Raw genomic sequence first — 14,904 nt, 5'->3', positions numbered from 1 at the left:
GCCTCGGGAAGCTATGCCTTTTGGAGTATTGGAATCGCCCGAGTCGCTACTTGACTTAGGTTAGGTGAGGGGAAATTCTGATTTTCCTATTTATAATCAAGTATCTGCCTCGTCCATCAACCCGCGCACCCACCGACCGGCCAGCCACGCGGCGGGTATACCCAGCGGGATTGACCACAGGATTGCAGGCACCGGCGCGATGGCGCTGAACCCCGCGCTGTGCAGGATCAGCCCGGCCAGAAACAGGTTGATGGCCACGGTCAGCGCCGTGGCCGGATAAAGCAAAACGGCCAGTTTCCAGACCGGCCATCTGCCCTCAGTGGCTGGTGCCTTCCGAGAAGGTGATTTTGTTCCAGACATTGTATTTCCCAGACGGTTTGCGCATCGGCAGGCGGCGGACCTCTTCCAGCGTCTGCGCGTCATAGACGATCACCGCGCCGTCATCTTCCCAGATCGAAACCAGCGCATGGCTGCCATCCTTGGTGAACTCCACATGGGCCACGGTCTTGCCCGGCGCAGGGCGTAAAGTTCTCACGATTTCAAGGCTTTGCTTGTCGATCACATGCATCGCGTCCTTGTTGGGGCCAAAGAACACATCGGCCCAGACATAAGGCGAATTCTCATGGCTGCGCATGAAGAAACCGGGCCCTTCGGTCTTGATCCGCTTGACCGTTTCCCAGCTTTCCATGTCGATCACCGACACCGTGCCATCGGTCAGATGCGGCGTCGCCATCACGGTGGTGTCGCCATGTTTCCACGTGATCCCCGAGCCCAAATGCGGCATCCCCGGCAGGTCCAGATCGGCCACTTTCTGCCCGATCACCAGATCGATCACCTGCCCGCCATTGCCATCGCGCGAGGCGCCCATGACGTATTCGTAACTCTGGTCGAAAAAGAAATCGTCCAGATAATCCGGCGTCGTGATCTTGCGCACCGGGAACGGATCAGGGTTTTTGAACTGCCCCTCGATGCGGAAATCGTGCCCCAGCCCGAATTGCGGAGGGTTGTCGCCGTAAAACACTTCCCAGATCTCGGGCACATCCTTCAGCGCCAGCACAAAGCTTTCGCGGGGTGGGGCCTGATAGACCGCTGAGACGCGACTTGGGGTTCCTTTTTTACTTTTAACATCAATGACTTTTGCGACTGACAGATCCTCGGTCGACAGCAGCGTCAAAGAGTTCGGCAGGTAGTTCGCAACAGCCACCCATTTGCCGTCACCCGACATGGCGATGTTGCGGCTGTTCAAACCGGCGCGCACGCGGCCCACCTGTTTCAGCGCCCAGATGTCGTATTTCTGCACCCAGCCGTCGCGGGACATGATGAAGACATAGCGCCCATCGGGGCTGAACTTCGGCCCGCCATGGACGGCAAACGGGGTTTCGAACCGGTCCAGAACCTCGAACGTATCCCCATCCAGCACACTGACATGATGATCGCCGGTCTCAACCGCCAGCGTGATGTTCATCGGGTCGCTGTCCCAGACCGGCGCGTCCACCGGCGCATAGTCCTCATCCAGAGTACGGCTGGCCATGATCTCGGCCTCACCCCAATCCGGGTTGGTTTCCAGCGGAGATTTCAGCCACCCCGCCAGTTCCTCGATCTGCAACGCGTCCAGCTCATGCGAAAACGCCGGCATCTGCGTCGCGGTGCGCCCCTCGGCAATCACGGCGGCCACCCGCGGCCCCCGCATCCGCTTCAACGTCTCGGGGATCAGCGCAGGGCCAACCCCGCCCAACCGGTTCTCGCCATGGCAAGATGCGCAATGCTCAGCGTAGTCCGATGGCGCATCCGCCTGCGCCATTGCACCGGCCAAAACCAGCGCAGCGCTGGACAGAAACAGAGCAACCCTCTGCTTCTTCTTGTCCCAAATACGGCCGCCGGAGGCTCCCGCACTCACTCCCAGTGCAGGGGCTGGACGAGCAGAACAATAGGTTTCAAAAGAACTGATGCGCCGGATCATAACGTTTCCCCCGGAAAGGCGTGACCTGTAGGCGTTCGCCCGCCTCGTCCACGCCGATTTCTTCGTTTGACAGATAACAGGCCGGATCTTCCGCCCACGGATCGCCGGTCAGTTGCAGCGCCCGGATACGAGTGTTGCCGCCGCAGACATCCTTCAACCGGCACGCCCCACAACGCCCTTTCAAAGGCCGCGGACGGGTGCGCAGCATCGCCAACATCGGATCGTCCCCGGTCCACAACTCGGAAAACGGTTTGGTCTTCACATTGCCAACCGTGTAATCCGACCAATAGGTATCTGGATGCACGCGGCCCAGATTGTCGATATTGGCCACGCCCAGCCCGCTGGAGTTTCCGCCCCACGCCGCCAGATGCTCTCGCACATGCGCCGCTTTGTCGGCGTCAAAATGCGCCCGGACCCAGTTCAGGAAATACCCGGCATCGGCATCATTGTTGCCGGTCACGATGTCCAGCGGGCGGCCACCGGATGCGGCCTCCCACGCGCGGTCCAGCAGCAGGTCCAGACCGGTGCGGGTGCGCAGATGCTCGGCATCCTCGCCCCGGTTCTTGTCGCCGCGCCCGGCATAGACAAGGTGGGACAGGTAGAACTTATCGACGCCTTCGTCATCACACAGCTTCAACAGGTCGGGCAGGTGATGCTGGGTGCCTTCGGTCAGGCAGAACCGCAGACCAACCTTGATGCCGCGTTTCTTGCACTCGCGCACGCCGCGCAGGGCGTCGGCAAAGGCTCCTTCAACGCCGCGGAACCAATCATTTGTGGCACCGATCCCGTCCAGCGAGATGCCGACATAGTTGAACCCTACATCGGCGATCATGTCGGCGGTTTCATCATAAATCCGGGTGCCGTTCGTGGACAGCGCCAGCATCGGCACCAGATCGCGGGCGCGTTTGGCGATGTCGAAGAAATCGAACCGATCCAGCGGTTCCCCACCCGAGAGGATCAGGGCCGGGACGCGAAATTGGCCCAGATCCTCAAGGGTTACCATGGCTTGCTCGTGGCTGAGCTCACCGGGGAAGGCCACATCCGCCGAGACGGTGTAGCAATGGCGGCATTTCAGGTTGCAGCGCCGTGTCAGGTTCCAGATCACCACCGGTTTCACCGGGCCGGGGCGGCGTTTACGCACCGGGGTTGGTTTGACCAGCTGTTGCATGTATTCGGTCAGGCGGAACATATCTCAGCCTTTCGTTTTCAGGCGCAGCCCGGTCTTTTTCAGGATGCGCGTGGAATAGAGGATATCTTTCGCCCGGCAGGCCTCGCCCAGAATGGCCGCGATTTCGGCGCGCTTTTCTTCGACCTCAGCCCGGTCGGTGCCATGGACCATGGCAAACAGGTTGTAGGGCCAGTCGGGCAGCGCGCGGGGGCGTTCATAGCAATGGGTGACAAAGGGCAGAAGGCCGATCTGGGTGCCCATCTCGGCCACGCGGTTGTCTGCGACATCCCAAACGGTCATGCCGTTCGATGTCATGCCCAGCTTGTAGTGGTTTGGGGCCGCCGCAATGCGCCGGATGACGCCGCGCGATTTCATGTCGGCGAGGCGGAACATCAGAGTGTCTTCATCCAGACCCAGCCCCTCGGCCACCTGCGCGTAAGGGACAGGCACCAGCGGCAGGCCGGTTTGCAGCGCCTCGATGATCTCTCTGTCTTTTGCGTCGATCATGCTGCCACCCGGAAGCCGATGAAAAATTCCTGAAGTTTGGGGAATTGCAGGACCCGGGTCCCGGTTTCCCGTTCGATAGCCTCGGCTGCGGTTGCGATCCCTTCGGGCGTTTCGGTCGCCAGAACGAACCACATATTCAGCCGGTGCGTGCGCTCATAATTATGGGCGACCTCCGGATGCGCATTGACTTTGGTCAGGACGGTTTCGAAATCCTCAGACGGTACAACCATCGCGCACAGACAGAAGGCCCCGCCCATTGCGGCGGCGTCGAAGAAGGGGCCGAAACGGGTGATGACGCGGGCCTCTTTCATGCGGGTCAGACGGCCCAGAAGGTCGGATTCCGCGATCCCCAATTCCTCGGCGATCACCGCGTAGGGGTGCGAGGTCAAAGGCAAGTCGTCCTGCATCCGGTTCAGGATGGCGCGGTCTGTATCGTCGAGCGTCATGCCGCCACCTCTTTCGCCTGAATCAGCGCGCCGGTTTGCTTGAAGCAACGGGTCGAGAATAGAACCTTGTGCCGCGCACCAGCCAGTTCCGGCAGGGCGGTGGCATTGGCCAGAACCTCAAGCGCTTCGGGGCGCGAGCGGGCGTGGATCATGGAATAAAGGCGATACGGCCAGACGCCTTCGACCGGGTTGCGCTCATAACACAGCGTCACACCGGGATGGGCAGCCAGCGCCGGACCTGCGGTGCCGACCTGATCGGCAGGCATATCCCAGACCACCATCGCATTGGCGGACCATCCCAGCGCACGATGGCGCACGATGACGCCGAGGCGTGAGATGATCCCGGCCCCATGCAGGGCCTCGATCCGCTCCATCACATCGACCGTGCTGCGGCTCAGCGACCGGGCCAGTGCTGCATAGGGTTCTGCGACCAGCGACAGCCCGGAACTCAGCGCCTGCAACAGGGGCCGGTCGCCGTCCTGCATCGCTGAACAATCCACCTTGCGGGGGCCGGGAACATTGCGGGTCTCGCCCGACATCCGGAACCCCAGATCAACGTTGAACGGGCGGACCAGCCGCAGGTCCAGCACGCGCAGTCCGGTGCGGCGGCTGATCCGAGCAAGCGTTTCGTTCACATGCGCGCGGTCCGGGCCGGTGGCCACGAACCAAAGGTTCCAGTCATCCTCGCGCTGGTAATTGTGGTTCACGCCGGGTTCCGCGTCGATCAGGGCGGCGACCTCTTCCAGCCGCGCGTCAGGGGCGGCAACAGCGGCAAGGGTGCTGGCCGATACCGCACCGGGGGCAATGGTCGCACCCACCCGGGTGATGCGCCCGGTCTTGCGCATCCGCGCCAGCCGGTCGAGCACTTCGGCCTCGTCGAGACCAAGCGCGTCGGCCAGAACCTGAAACGGACGCGCGGTTATGGGAAAATCGCGTTGGAACTCGTCCAGCAGACGGCAATCGAGCGGGTCGGTGATGTGCTGCATTTCAAAGCCCCGTTCTGTGCGCGCGGGCGGTGAAGAAAATGCCCGAGGGGCTGTCGGCCTCGATCTCGCGCAGTTTCTCGAAGCTTTGCGTGTCGTAGACCATGACCTTGTTGGCATCGCGCACGCTGATCCAGACCTCATGCCCGCGCGGCGTGAACTCCATATGCAGCACTGCGGGGCCCGGTTTGAATTCGTGGATGATTTCCTTGCTGACGGAATCGATCACTTGAATCGTGTCGTTCAGCGGGTGGGCGAAATTCACCCAAACCTGACGCCCATCAGGGCGGGCCATGGCAAAGACCGGCTGGCCGTGGGTCTGTGTGCGCCCGGTCTCAGACAGGGTGTCGGTGTCGATCCACAGAACCTCGTGATGACCCACGGCGGGCAGCACGAACTCGCGCCCCGTCAGCGCCCAGCCTTCCAGATGGGGCATCTTGTAGACGGGCATTTCCTCTTGCCCGCGCCCATAGTTAGGCAGCACGCGGATGGGTTCGGGCGTCTCGGACCACAGGTCCAGCGCGGTCAGGCCGTCCTCGCCAAACAGGCCGGTGATATAGGTCCGGCCATTGGCGGTGATCAGCGCGTCATAGGGGTTCTTGCCCATGTCGGTGATCTTGGTGATCGCGGGGGTGCCGTTCGAGAAATCGGCAATCCAGGTCTCACCCGTGTCCCACATGGTGAAGACGAACCGGCGACCGGGCGCGTCGACCAGCCCGATGGTTTTGCTGTCGGTGGGAATGTCGGCGACCATGTCCAGCGTGTCCGCATCAAAGACCCGCACGCCACCGGGTTCATAGTTCGACACGGCGACCAGTTTACCGTCATCCGAGATTGCACCGCCGATGGCATTGCCCGCCTGCACCACGCGGTTCACGATCTGACGGGTGACGATATCAACCTTGGTCAGCCCTCCGTCCCGTCCGAACACATAAGCGAAACGCTGGTCCGGCGAATAGACCAGCGAGGCATGGGACAAATCGCCCAGCCCCTCGATCCGGGCCAGCGCGGCGCGGTCAGATTGATCGACCAGCAGGACCGAGCCCTTGGCCCGTTCGATCACAAGGCCCAGGTCTCCGGTGGCTGTCGGTTCCGCCTGTGCGGTGGTCATCAGCAGCGTGGCGGCGAGGGTGAGGATAAGCTGTTTCATTGGGCCTCCTGTGCCAGCAGGTAACGGGCGATCCATTCGGCCTCTTCTTCGCTGATCAGGGGCCGCCATGGGGGCATCGGAGTATCGGGGATGCCATCGAGGATCACGCCGGTCAGAACCTCGGCGTCATAGTGTTCAAGGGTTTGGGACCGCAGATCAGGACCAAGCCCGCCCTTCAGCGACAGCCCGTGGCACGAGCCGCAATCCTGATGGACAAGGCGTTTCAGGGCGTTGGGGTCAAGCGTGTCGGCGGCAAAGGCTGTTGTGGCCACAAGTACAGCCGTCGAGAGGGTGGCACGCGCGGTCCAACCCTTGTGTCCCGCCGATGGTCGCTGTGCCGGTTTTCTACGGCCAAGCTTAGCCATGAGCCTGCTCCAATAACTCAGCCACAGGCTGTTCCGCATAAAGCGACACCACCTTGCCGATGATGAACAGCGTGGGCGCTTTCAGATCAGCCGCGCGCACATCCGCCGCCAGACGGTCCAGTCGGGACACCATGCGGCGCTCGTCCGGCGTGGTGGCTTTGCCAACGGCCAGAATGGGGGTCGAACCGGGCAGGTTCTCGGTCATCAGTCCCATGGCGATCTGGCCGATATTGGCGACTCCCATATAGACGACCAGCGTGGATTCAGGGTCGGCCAGACGCTTCCAATCCAGATCCAGCACGGTGTCGGCCTGCCGGTGCCCGGTGACATATTGCACCGAGGTCGCCAACCCGCGATGGGTCAGCGGTACGCCGGTCGAGCACGAGGCACCCTGCGCCGCCGTAATCCCCGGCGCGTATTCGACCGGGATGCCGTTTGCCATCAGATACGCGGCCTCTTCCGAGCCGCGGCCAAAGATCATCGGATCGCCGCCTTTCAGCCGCGCAACCGTATGGCCGGCGCGGGCCTGTTCGACGAGGATGTCATTGATGCGATTTTGCGGCACCGTATGGCATTTGGGAGCCTTGCCCACCGGGATCAGCCGCGCGCCATCCGCGTGCAGGTTCAGGATATCGTCCGAGACCAGACGGTCATAAACCACCACATCCGCCTCTTGCAGCATCCGCAGGGCGCGCAGGGTCATCAATTCGGGGTCGCCGGGACCTGCGCCAATCAGAAAAACCTTACCGCTCATGTGTGAACTCGCTTGGTCTGAATGTTCTCTGCGCCCCGCAGCCCTGCGCGATCTGGTGACGTTGCTGGGAAAGCCGGGCGTGTCATGAGGGCAGGTTGGCGGAATCGAAAACAAACCTCCTTGACTAAAGTTAAGGAGCGCGGGTTTTGCGCCCGCGCTCCTGTGATCTTGCCTGTATGTGCCTCGGCTCAGGGTTCGACGGTGATCATTCCGATCATGTTCTGCGTCTCCCAATGCGGCCCGCACAGATAGTCTTGCGGCCCCGGGGTCAGGAAAGTCAGATCAACCGATTCCTCGGGAAACAACCGGTCGCTCTCGGGCTCGCTGCCATCCTTCAACAGGACCGAGTGGCTGGTGCGTTTGTCCACATTCACCCAGCGCACGGTGGTCCCTGCCTTGACCGTCAGTTCAACCGGGCAAAAGAGGTATTTGTACATCAGCACCACCTCGGCATCTTCGACCGCCGTTGAGGGCTGGCCGAACAGTTCGACATAGCGCTCTTCGGCTTCAGCGCAGGTGGCGGCGATGTCGTCATCCGCCGCCAGTGCGGGGGATGCCAGAAGCAGCAGGGCAGGAAGAAGGTTTTGGGGTTTCATCGACCTCTCCTTTGGGTTGGGAGGGGGCCGGGTTGCCCGGCCCCGATCCGTTACTGTTTGACGACGTTGATGAAGGCGCTGTCGTCGTCCAGCGCCAGGCTGGTATCCAGCGTCACGTGGTGGAACCGCGCGGCGGCAAAGTCATCGTGGATGGCAAAGCCGACCGTATAGGTCTGACCGGGTTCCAGCGGCACGTCACCGACCGCGCCCGAGTTCAACGGGCGGGTGAAGACCACGGTCCAGATGCCACCATCGAGGCTGGCCGAGGCGGCGATCTCGCCGTCATTGACCACGCGCTGTTCCAGCAGATAGCCGTTGGTGGCGCTGCCATCGGCATAGACACGCATCAGGTCCAGATAGGTGCCGTCGGCCAGATACTGCTCGATCTGTTCAGCCGCCTGCAGCTTGTCCCAGCCGCCCAGCGCCTTGCCGCGACGGCCTTTGATTTCGACCTCGGTCCGGCTTTCGCTGATGTACTTGGTCACGGTGTCCTGCGCGGTCATGCGGCCGGTGAAATCACCTTTGGCGGCAATCGCGTCGGCACCCGGATCAAAGGGCATGTAGCTGTTGTCCGCGTGGCACGAGGCCCAACACCCCACCTGATCGCCCATCTCGATCCCGCTGCCGGTGATCATCATGGCAACCTTGATCTGGTTGTCGGGGTCCATCTTGCCGCCATCGACAAACGGTGCCGGGTTGTGGCCCGCATCCGGCCATTGCAGACGAATATACAGGGCCTCGTCATCATGGGCCGCCTGCACGGTCGCATCGATCACGCCACGCTTGCCGGGGATCGGCGTTGGTTCCAGCTCACCCCCTGCAACGATCTTGTTGCCGATCGTATCCAGTTCCTTGGCGTGACAGGTCGTGCACTGGTCGCCGCCTTTGGTCAGCGGACGCGCGCCGCCATGGGACCGCCCGTTCTGCACCCATTCGAACGAGGCCTGACCGGGGTAGAACAGTTTCATGTCGGTGCTGACCACGGCAGACCAGTCGATATTGGTGCCCACATCGCTGCCACCACCGGCAGGTGCCGCCGCCTCATCGCCTGCGGCCTTGGCGCGTTCTTCGGCCACGGCAGCGTCTACAGCGGCTGCGATCTGCGCCTGCACCGCCTCTTGCTGCGCTGCGCGGGCGGCTTTCTCAGCCTCGGCTTCTGCCGCTTCCTTGGCTTCGATCCGCTCAAGGCTGGCCAGATATTCAGCCGGGATCTCACGGATGAAGGCGGGGTTTGGCGCTTCGAGTTCTTCCAGATACTCCTCATCCGCCCGGTCGCGGGCATCCGAGTGCGCAATCCCCTTGTGGCAGTCGATGCAGGTCTGACCAACGGTCATCGCGTTCAGGTGCTGTTGACGGGCGCGGGGTTTCTGGAACTCGGGCATCATCGATTCGAAATCGTGGCAGTTGCGGCATTCGCGCGAGTCGGTGGATTTCATCCGCTCCCATTCGTTCATGGCCAGATGCACGCGCTTGGCTTCGAATTTCTCACGCGTGTTGATGGTGCCGACCATCTTGCCATACAGTTCTTTGCTGGCCTTGATCTTGCGGATGATCTTATGCGTCCAGTCCTTGGGTACGTGGCAGTCGGAACAGACCGCGCCCACGCCCGAGCGGTTCACGTCATGGATTGTGCCGGTGTATTCTTCGTAGACGAAATCGCGCATCTCGTGGCACGAGACGCAGAATTCCTTGGTGTTGGTCGCTTCCATGGCGGTGTTGAACCCGCCCCAGAAGATGATGCCGGCGGCAAAGGCCGCGGCGATGCCGGCCACGGGCATTCCCCACAGGAAATACCGGCGCCAGATCGGTTTTTTCTTTTCCGGTTCCGAGGTCATATCCGGGCTCCGTTTTGGCTGTCTTGACTGGCCCGGTCTGTCGGGCAGGCGTGTTTGGCTGATGGGTCAAACAGGGAAAGGGCGGGCGAGGGGCCCGCCCTTTCCGGTGTTAGTCCGAAATCCGTCAGGTGACGTGGTTCGACCGGTTGTAGACGTTGAACTTGCCGGTCGGGGCAAACAGACCCTTCACGCGGCCGATCTCTTCCAGCGTCTTGGCGTCGAAGATCACGATCTCACCGTTGGGCTCTTTCGAGGTCGAGCGATTCCACTTGGAAACCCAAACCTCGGACCCGTCCTGGTTGAACTCGAAGTGGACGGCGACGTTGCCTTCCTCTTCGGTGATCTGGATCGTTTTCACGATCTCGCCGGTTGCCTTGTCGATGACCTGCACCGATTGCTGAATCTCAGGCTCGGGGTGCTTGGTCTGGTCGGCCCAGATGTAGTCCGATGTCGGGTGCGTCCGGATGAACAGACCGGGACCGTCGGTTTCCACCTCGTAGCAGGTTTTCCAAGCCTGATCCGGGTGACCCTCGGGGTCGTTGCCCCAAACGGTGACCGTGCCTTCGCCCAGGTGGGTTGTACCGGCAACAGGACCGCAATTCGGGTCATCCCAGTTGGCGCCCGGGCCGGGGTGCGGCAGCGGTGCTGTGTCGATCATGGCTTCTAGCTTGTGGGTCTCGGTATCGACCACAACCATCTTGTTCGACGCGTTTGCGGCGATCTGGAAGAAGCGACCGGACGGGTCGAAGAAGCCGTCATGCAGGAACTTGGCGCTGTCGATCTTGTCGATCCGCAGGTTTTCCAGGTCGGTGTAATCGACCTGCCAGAGCTGGCCGAGTTCCTTCACCGCCACGATCCACGTGGGCTCGTTCGGGGTGGTGTAGATGGCAGCCACACGGCTTTCTTCCACATAGTCCCCGTCCACGTTGTAGCCTCGGGTCGAAACGACCTTTTTCGGCTCCATGGTTTCGGCATCGACGATCGCGAAATGCGGAGGCCAATAGGCACCACCGATGACGTATTTACCGTCACCCGATACCGCTACGTCGCGGGCGTCATAACCAATGGTAACCTCGGCCACGAGCATGTTCTCGGGGTTCTGCCACAGGTCGATCTTGGTCATCTTGCCGTCGCGGCCCATGGTGTACCAGAAGCGGCCCGGGTTTTCCGGCTCTTCCAGCTTGTGGTGCTCGGACGCTTTCAGAACGTGCACCGCATAACCGGTCGGGATATGCGCCAGCACTTCCTTGGTGTCGCCGTCGATCACGGCCACCTTGCCCACGTCACGTTCGATGACCACGAAGAAGTTTTCCCAGTTGCGGCCATGCAGCGGTTCGGTCGGGTAATCTTCGGGTTCGACATAGACCTTGCGGGTCGCCATCATCTGCTCAAGTGACATTTCCGGCGGCTTAGGCGGCTCCATCTGGATATAGGTCGCCATATCGCGGATTTCGTCTTCGGACATCACGTCCGAGAAGTTGTTCATACCGCCTTCGGTCCCCCACGCGATGATCTTTTCCAGCCGGTCCTGACCCAGTTTCAGGGTGCCGGACTCGGTCACGGTGCCATCGGCGTTTTTCGTTTCAACCAACGGCTCAAGGCTTTTACCCGTTGCCCCTTTGCGCAGCACACCGTGGCAACCGGCGCAGCGTTCAAAGTAAAGTTGTTTCGAGGATTCAAAGGCTTCCTTGCTCAGGGTTGGCTCGTCTGCAAAGGCTGGCGCGGCGACGCTGCCCAGCAACATCGCCAAACCGACCCCAAAGGCGCGGCCAGTTTTGTTGTAGCTGATTCCAAGTGACATGATCACTCTCCATTTGCTGGTGAGGCAGGTCCAAGGGTGAGACATCGGTGCGGCGCGATCCTTGACGAAAGTCAACAGGTGAGCCAATCGCGCGCCGATTTTCGCGAAAAAACCGCCCTGAAATCTGAGTCTTGAGGTCATATTTTGGGGTCGTTTTGACTTTGGTTAAGCCGCGCGCGCGGGAGGCCTGTTAGAGTTTCCAAAACCGAGCAGGAGAGCAGTCATGCCCGCAATCATCACCCGTATTTTCGGGGAGGGGTTTCGCGTTTTCTTTCTGTCCGCCGGACTTTACGGCCTGTTCGTCGGGCTGGTCTGGGGGCTGTGGCTGACCGTGCCCTACATGGCACCGGATTACGGTATGACGCCGCCCATGTGGCACGCGCATGAGATGATTTTTGGCTATGCCACCGCCGCGCTGGGTGGGTTCTTTCTGACCGCAGTGCCCAACTGGACCGGCGCGCCCGACGCGCGCGCGCGATTCATTACCCTCGCTGCAGGGCTGTGGCTGGCCGGGCGGATGGCGATGTGGTTTTCGGGGATGTTGTCGCCTGTTCTGGTGGCTGCGGTCGATCTGGCCTTTGTGCCGATTCTGGCCGCCAAGATCACAACGCAGTTGGTCCGGCGTCCGAAACCGCAGAACATGATCTTTCTGCTGTTGCTGACCTTCATCTGGCTGGCTGATTTGCTGACCCATCTGGAATGGATGGGCGTCACGGAGGACACGCTACAAACCGGGCTGCGCGCGGGGCTGCTGACGCTGTGTTCCATGATCGCGATTCTGGGCGGTCGGATCACACCGGCTTTCACCCGAAACGCCATGAAACGCGCAAACGTGCCCGAGGCCAACTGGCCTGTCTCGGTCGCCGCTCTGGACAAGGTGGGGATGGTGCTGGCGCTTGTTCTGCCGCTCAGCGTTCTGGCGTTGGGCGTAGGGCCGGTCTCTGGCGCGGTGGCGCTGATTCTGGGCGGGGTGCAGATCCTGCGCATGGCGCGGTGGCGCACACGCTGGGCGGTTCAGCAGCCGATCCTGCTGGCGCTTCATCTGGGGCTGGCCATGCTGGCGCTGGGGCTGATCCTATGGGGGCTCGCAGGTCTGGGCATCGGTAATGAGGTCGCCGCCGTCCATATCCTCGGCATCGGCTGCGTTGGCGGCATGACGCTGGCGGTCATGAGCCGCGCGGCTTTGGGTCATAGCGGTCGTCCGCTGGTGGCACCGGGGCCGATGGTTGTGGCCTATGGGCTGATGGCTGCCGCGGCTCTGTCGCGCTGGGTCGGCACCGACCTGAACAACGGCTATCTGATGGCGATGCTGCTGTCGGACGGTCTGTGGGTCGGGGCTTTTGCGCTGTACCTGATCGCGATGTGGCCCGCGCTGACGGGGCCTCGGGCCGCTCGGGACGGATGATTTTCAATTCCGACTGAAAGTCTTGACTTTCGTTAAGGCACCTCGACGACCCAACCGCCATTGTTGAGATACTAGCTAATCTGCGCAAAGGAGAGCGCAATGCGAGAAGTCATGACAAAGAGCATGGCTCGCAACATATTCTATGGCGGGTCACTGTTCTTCATTCTTATCTTTCTGGCCCTATCGGCCCATTCCCACCTTTATATCGTGCGGTCCGAGAACGCTGCGAACCTGGATGAAAGTGTCGTCCGGGGTAAGCACGTCTGGGAAAAGCACGCTTGCATCAACTGTCACACGATTCTGGGCGAGGGGGCCTACTACGCCCCTGAGGTCGGCAATGTGATGACCCGTTGGGGTGTTCTGGACGACCCGGAATCGGCCTTTGAATCGCTCAAGGGCTGGATGGAAGCACAGCCGACCGGCATTCCCGGTCGCCGGCAGATGCCCAATTTCAACCTCAGCGACGACGAGCTGCGTGATCTGACCAATTTCCTGATCTGGACGGACAATATCGACGCGCAGGGCTGGCCGCCCAACGAGGCAGGCTGAGAAAGGGACAAGGACAATGAAATACGAATCCCAGAAAATCGCCTACGCCTACTTTGCCGTAGCCATGGGCCTGTTCGCGATACAGGTGATCGGCGGCCTGCTGGCCGGTCTGATCTATGTATCCCCCAATTTCCTGAGCGAGCTTCTGCCGTTCAACATCGTGCGTATGCTGCACACAAACTCTCTGATCGTCTGGCTGATCCTTGGCTTCTTCGGGGCTGCCTACTTCCTGATCCCGGAAGAGGCCGAGCGTGAGATCCATTCGACCAAGCTGGCCTATCTGCAGCTGATCATCCTTGTGGTCGGCACTTTGGGCGTGGTTGTGACTTATGTCTTCAACCTGTTCGAAGGCAACTGGCTGCTGGGCAAAGAGGGGCGCGAGTTCCTTGAACAGCCCAAATGGGTCAAGGCGGGCATCGTCGTGGCCGCGCTGATCTTCCTGTACAACGTTTCGATGACCGTTCTGAAGGGCAAGAAGACCGCGATCACCAACATCCTTCTGTTGGGTCTGTGGGGTCTGGCGCTGCTGTTCCTGTTTGCCTTCTACAACCCCGGCAACCTGTCCTTGGACAAGCAATACTGGTGGTACGTTGTCCACCTGTGGGTTGAAGGCGTGTGGGAACTGATCATGGCCTCGATCCTCGCCTACCTGATGCTCAAGCTGACGGGCGTGGACCGTGAGATCGTCGAGAAATGGCTCTATGTCATTGTCGCCGCGGCACTGTTCTCGGGCATCCTTGGCACTGGCCACCACTATTACTGGATCGGTACCCCCGGCTATTGGCAGTGGATCGGGTCGATCTTCTCAAGCCTCGAAGTGATCCCGTTCTTCGCGATGATGGCCTTTGCCTTCGTCATGGTCTGGAAGGGCCGCCGGGACCACCCCAACAAGGCCGCTCTGCTGTGGTCGCTGGGTTGTGCCACTCTGGCCTTCTTCGGCGCCGGCGTCTGGGGCTTCCTGCACACGCTGCACGGTGTGAACTATTACACCCACGGCACGCAGATCACCGCCGCCCACGGTCACCTGGCGTTCTACGGTGCCTATGTCTGCCTCAATCTGGCGATTTTCAGCTATGCGATGCCGATCCTCAAGAACCGCGATCCCTATAATCAGGTTCTGAACATGGGCTCGTTCTGGCTGATGACCAGCGGCATGGTCTTCATGACCTTCGTGCTGACCTTCGCCGGAACCGTTCAGACGCACATGCAACGGGTGGTCGGAGACTACTTCATGGATGTGCAGGATCAGGTCGCCATCTTCTACTGGATGCGCCTTGGCTCTGGCATCGTCGTGGTCCTTGGTGCGCTGCTGTTCATCTACTCGATTTGGGTTCCCCGGAAAGAGATCATTGAACCCGGCGCAGCCGAAACCCCTGCGGAGTGAT

The 14,904-nt window shown here is 61.1% G+C and carries 15 protein-coding genes; 3 read left to right on the top strand and 12 right to left on the bottom strand.

The window, feature by feature from the left end:
• Positions 1-96 precede the first annotated feature (96 nt).
• The 12 genes from ACR0NJ_RS12320 to ACR0NJ_RS12265 form a co-directional block, all read right to left on the bottom strand.
• Positions 97-285: a hypothetical protein gene (locus ACR0NJ_RS12320; protein WP_480817429.1), complete on the bottom strand. Its 189-nt coding sequence runs from the start codon at positions 283-285 to the stop codon at positions 97-99.
• A gap of 31 nt (positions 286-316) precedes the next feature.
• Positions 317-1,801 carry a cytochrome D1 domain-containing protein gene (locus ACR0NJ_RS12315; protein WP_480817538.1) on the bottom strand — a complete coding sequence of 495 codons (1,485 nt, stop codon included), beginning with the start codon at positions 1,799-1,801 and terminating at the stop codon, positions 317-319.
• Between the two features lie 133 nt (positions 1,802-1,934).
• Complete coding sequence (gene nirJ, locus ACR0NJ_RS12310) at positions 1,935-3,149, bottom strand: heme d1 biosynthesis radical SAM protein NirJ (protein WP_480817428.1); 1,215 nt, start codon at positions 3,147-3,149, stop codon at positions 1,935-1,937.
• Positions 3,150-3,152: 3 nt separating this feature from the next.
• The gene (ahbB, locus tag ACR0NJ_RS12305) at positions 3,153-3,635 is read right to left on the bottom strand and encodes a siroheme decarboxylase subunit beta (protein WP_480817427.1); all 483 of its coding nucleotides are present in this window, start codon (positions 3,633-3,635) and stop codon (positions 3,153-3,155) included.
• Positions 3,632-4,081, bottom strand: coding sequence for an Lrp/AsnC family transcriptional regulator (locus ACR0NJ_RS12300; protein WP_480817426.1), 450 nt, complete (start codon positions 4,079-4,081; stop codon positions 3,632-3,634). Before ACR0NJ_RS12300 ends, ahbB (ACR0NJ_RS12305) begins: the two co-directional genes overlap by 4 nt.
• Positions 4,078-5,067 carry a siroheme decarboxylase subunit beta gene (gene ahbB, locus ACR0NJ_RS12295; RefSeq protein WP_480817425.1) on the bottom strand — a complete coding sequence of 330 codons (990 nt, stop codon included), beginning with the start codon at positions 5,065-5,067 and terminating at the stop codon, positions 4,078-4,080. The genes ACR0NJ_RS12300 and ahbB (ACR0NJ_RS12295) overlap by 4 nt, the downstream gene beginning before the upstream one ends.
• Position 5,068: 1 nt before the next feature.
• Positions 5,069-6,214 carry a cytochrome D1 domain-containing protein gene (locus ACR0NJ_RS12290; RefSeq protein WP_480817424.1) on the bottom strand — a complete coding sequence of 382 codons (1,146 nt, stop codon included), beginning with the start codon at positions 6,212-6,214 and terminating at the stop codon, positions 5,069-5,071.
• Positions 6,211-6,579 carry a c-type cytochrome gene (locus ACR0NJ_RS12285; protein WP_480817423.1) on the bottom strand — a complete coding sequence of 123 codons (369 nt, stop codon included), beginning with the start codon at positions 6,577-6,579 and terminating at the stop codon, positions 6,211-6,213. The genes ACR0NJ_RS12290 and ACR0NJ_RS12285 overlap by 4 nt, the downstream gene beginning before the upstream one ends.
• Positions 6,572-7,333, bottom strand: a complete 762-nt coding sequence (gene cobA, locus ACR0NJ_RS12280) for a uroporphyrinogen-III C-methyltransferase (protein ID WP_480817422.1) — start codon at positions 7,331-7,333, stop codon at positions 6,572-6,574. Before cobA ends, ACR0NJ_RS12285 begins: the two co-directional genes overlap by 8 nt.
• A 188-nt stretch (positions 7,334-7,521) precedes the next feature.
• Positions 7,522-7,929: a cupredoxin domain-containing protein gene (locus ACR0NJ_RS12275; protein WP_480817421.1), complete on the bottom strand. Its 408-nt coding sequence runs from the start codon at positions 7,927-7,929 to the stop codon at positions 7,522-7,524.
• 50 nt (positions 7,930-7,979) lie between these two features.
• The gene (locus tag ACR0NJ_RS12270; protein ID WP_480817420.1) at positions 7,980-9,764 is read right to left on the bottom strand and encodes a NapC/NirT family cytochrome c; all 1,785 of its coding nucleotides are present in this window, start codon (positions 9,762-9,764) and stop codon (positions 7,980-7,982) included.
• A gap of 124 nt (positions 9,765-9,888) precedes the next feature.
• Entirely contained in the window at positions 9,889-11,565 is a 1,677-nt protein-coding gene (locus ACR0NJ_RS12265; protein ID WP_480817419.1) for a cytochrome D1 domain-containing protein, read from the bottom strand.
• A 223-nt stretch (positions 11,566-11,788) separates the two neighbouring features.
• Here ACR0NJ_RS12265 and ACR0NJ_RS12260 point away from each other — a divergent pair, with 223 nt between their 5' ends.
• The 3 genes from ACR0NJ_RS12260 to ACR0NJ_RS12250 all read left to right on the top strand — a co-directional run bounded on the left by ACR0NJ_RS12260 (position 11,789) and on the right by ACR0NJ_RS12250 (position 14,903).
• Complete coding sequence (locus ACR0NJ_RS12260; RefSeq protein ID WP_480817418.1) at positions 11,789-12,970, top strand: NnrS family protein; 1,182 nt, start codon at positions 11,789-11,791, stop codon at positions 12,968-12,970.
• Between the two features lie 99 nt (positions 12,971-13,069).
• Positions 13,070-13,519, top strand: a complete 450-nt coding sequence (locus tag ACR0NJ_RS12255) for a c-type cytochrome (protein WP_480817417.1) — start codon at positions 13,070-13,072, stop codon at positions 13,517-13,519.
• A 16-nt stretch (positions 13,520-13,535) separates the two neighbouring features.
• Positions 13,536-14,903: a cbb3-type cytochrome c oxidase subunit I gene (locus ACR0NJ_RS12250; protein WP_480817416.1), complete on the top strand. Its 1,368-nt coding sequence runs from the start codon at positions 13,536-13,538 to the stop codon at positions 14,901-14,903.
• Position 14,904: the final 1 nt, after the last annotated feature.

Source organism: Ruegeria sp. F11 (genome assembly GCF_056533855.1).
Note: the sequence above shows the minus strand (reverse complement) of the source record. Positions and strands in the feature narration are given on the sequence as shown.

Coding starts and splice junctions, on each gene's coding strand:
- ACR0NJ_RS12315 (WP_480817538.1), bottom strand. CDS start 1,801: ATGGCGCAGGCGGATGCGCCATCGGACTACGCTGAGCATTGCGCATCT.
- nirJ (WP_480817428.1), bottom strand. CDS start 3,149: ATGTTCCGCCTGACCGAATACATGCAACAGCTGGTCAAACCAACCCCG.
- ahbB (WP_480817427.1), bottom strand. CDS start 3,635: ATGATCGACGCAAAAGACAGAGAGATCATCGAGGCGCTGCAAACCGGC.
- ACR0NJ_RS12300 (WP_480817426.1), bottom strand. CDS start 4,081: ATGACGCTCGACGATACAGACCGCGCCATCCTGAACCGGATGCAGGAC.
- ahbB (WP_480817425.1), bottom strand. CDS start 5,067: ATGCAGCACATCACCGACCCGCTCGATTGCCGTCTGCTGGACGAGTTC.
- ACR0NJ_RS12290 (WP_480817424.1), bottom strand. CDS start 6,214: ATGAAACAGCTTATCCTCACCCTCGCCGCCACGCTGCTGATGACCACC.
- ACR0NJ_RS12285 (WP_480817423.1), bottom strand. CDS start 6,579: ATGGCTAAGCTTGGCCGTAGAAAACCGGCACAGCGACCATCGGCGGGA.
- cobA (WP_480817422.1), bottom strand. CDS start 7,333: ATGAGCGGTAAGGTTTTTCTGATTGGCGCAGGTCCCGGCGACCCCGAA.
- ACR0NJ_RS12275 (WP_480817421.1), bottom strand. CDS start 7,929: ATGAAACCCCAAAACCTTCTTCCTGCCCTGCTGCTTCTGGCATCCCCC.
- ACR0NJ_RS12270 (WP_480817420.1), bottom strand. CDS start 9,764: ATGACCTCGGAACCGGAAAAGAAAAAACCGATCTGGCGCCGGTATTTC.
- ACR0NJ_RS12265 (WP_480817419.1), bottom strand. CDS start 11,565: ATGTCACTTGGAATCAGCTACAACAAAACTGGCCGCGCCTTTGGGGTC.
- ACR0NJ_RS12260 (WP_480817418.1), top strand. CDS start 11,789: ATGCCCGCAATCATCACCCGTATTTTCGGGGAGGGGTTTCGCGTTTTC.
- ACR0NJ_RS12255 (WP_480817417.1), top strand. CDS start 13,070: ATGCGAGAAGTCATGACAAAGAGCATGGCTCGCAACATATTCTATGGC.
- ACR0NJ_RS12250 (WP_480817416.1), top strand. CDS start 13,536: ATGAAATACGAATCCCAGAAAATCGCCTACGCCTACTTTGCCGTAGCC.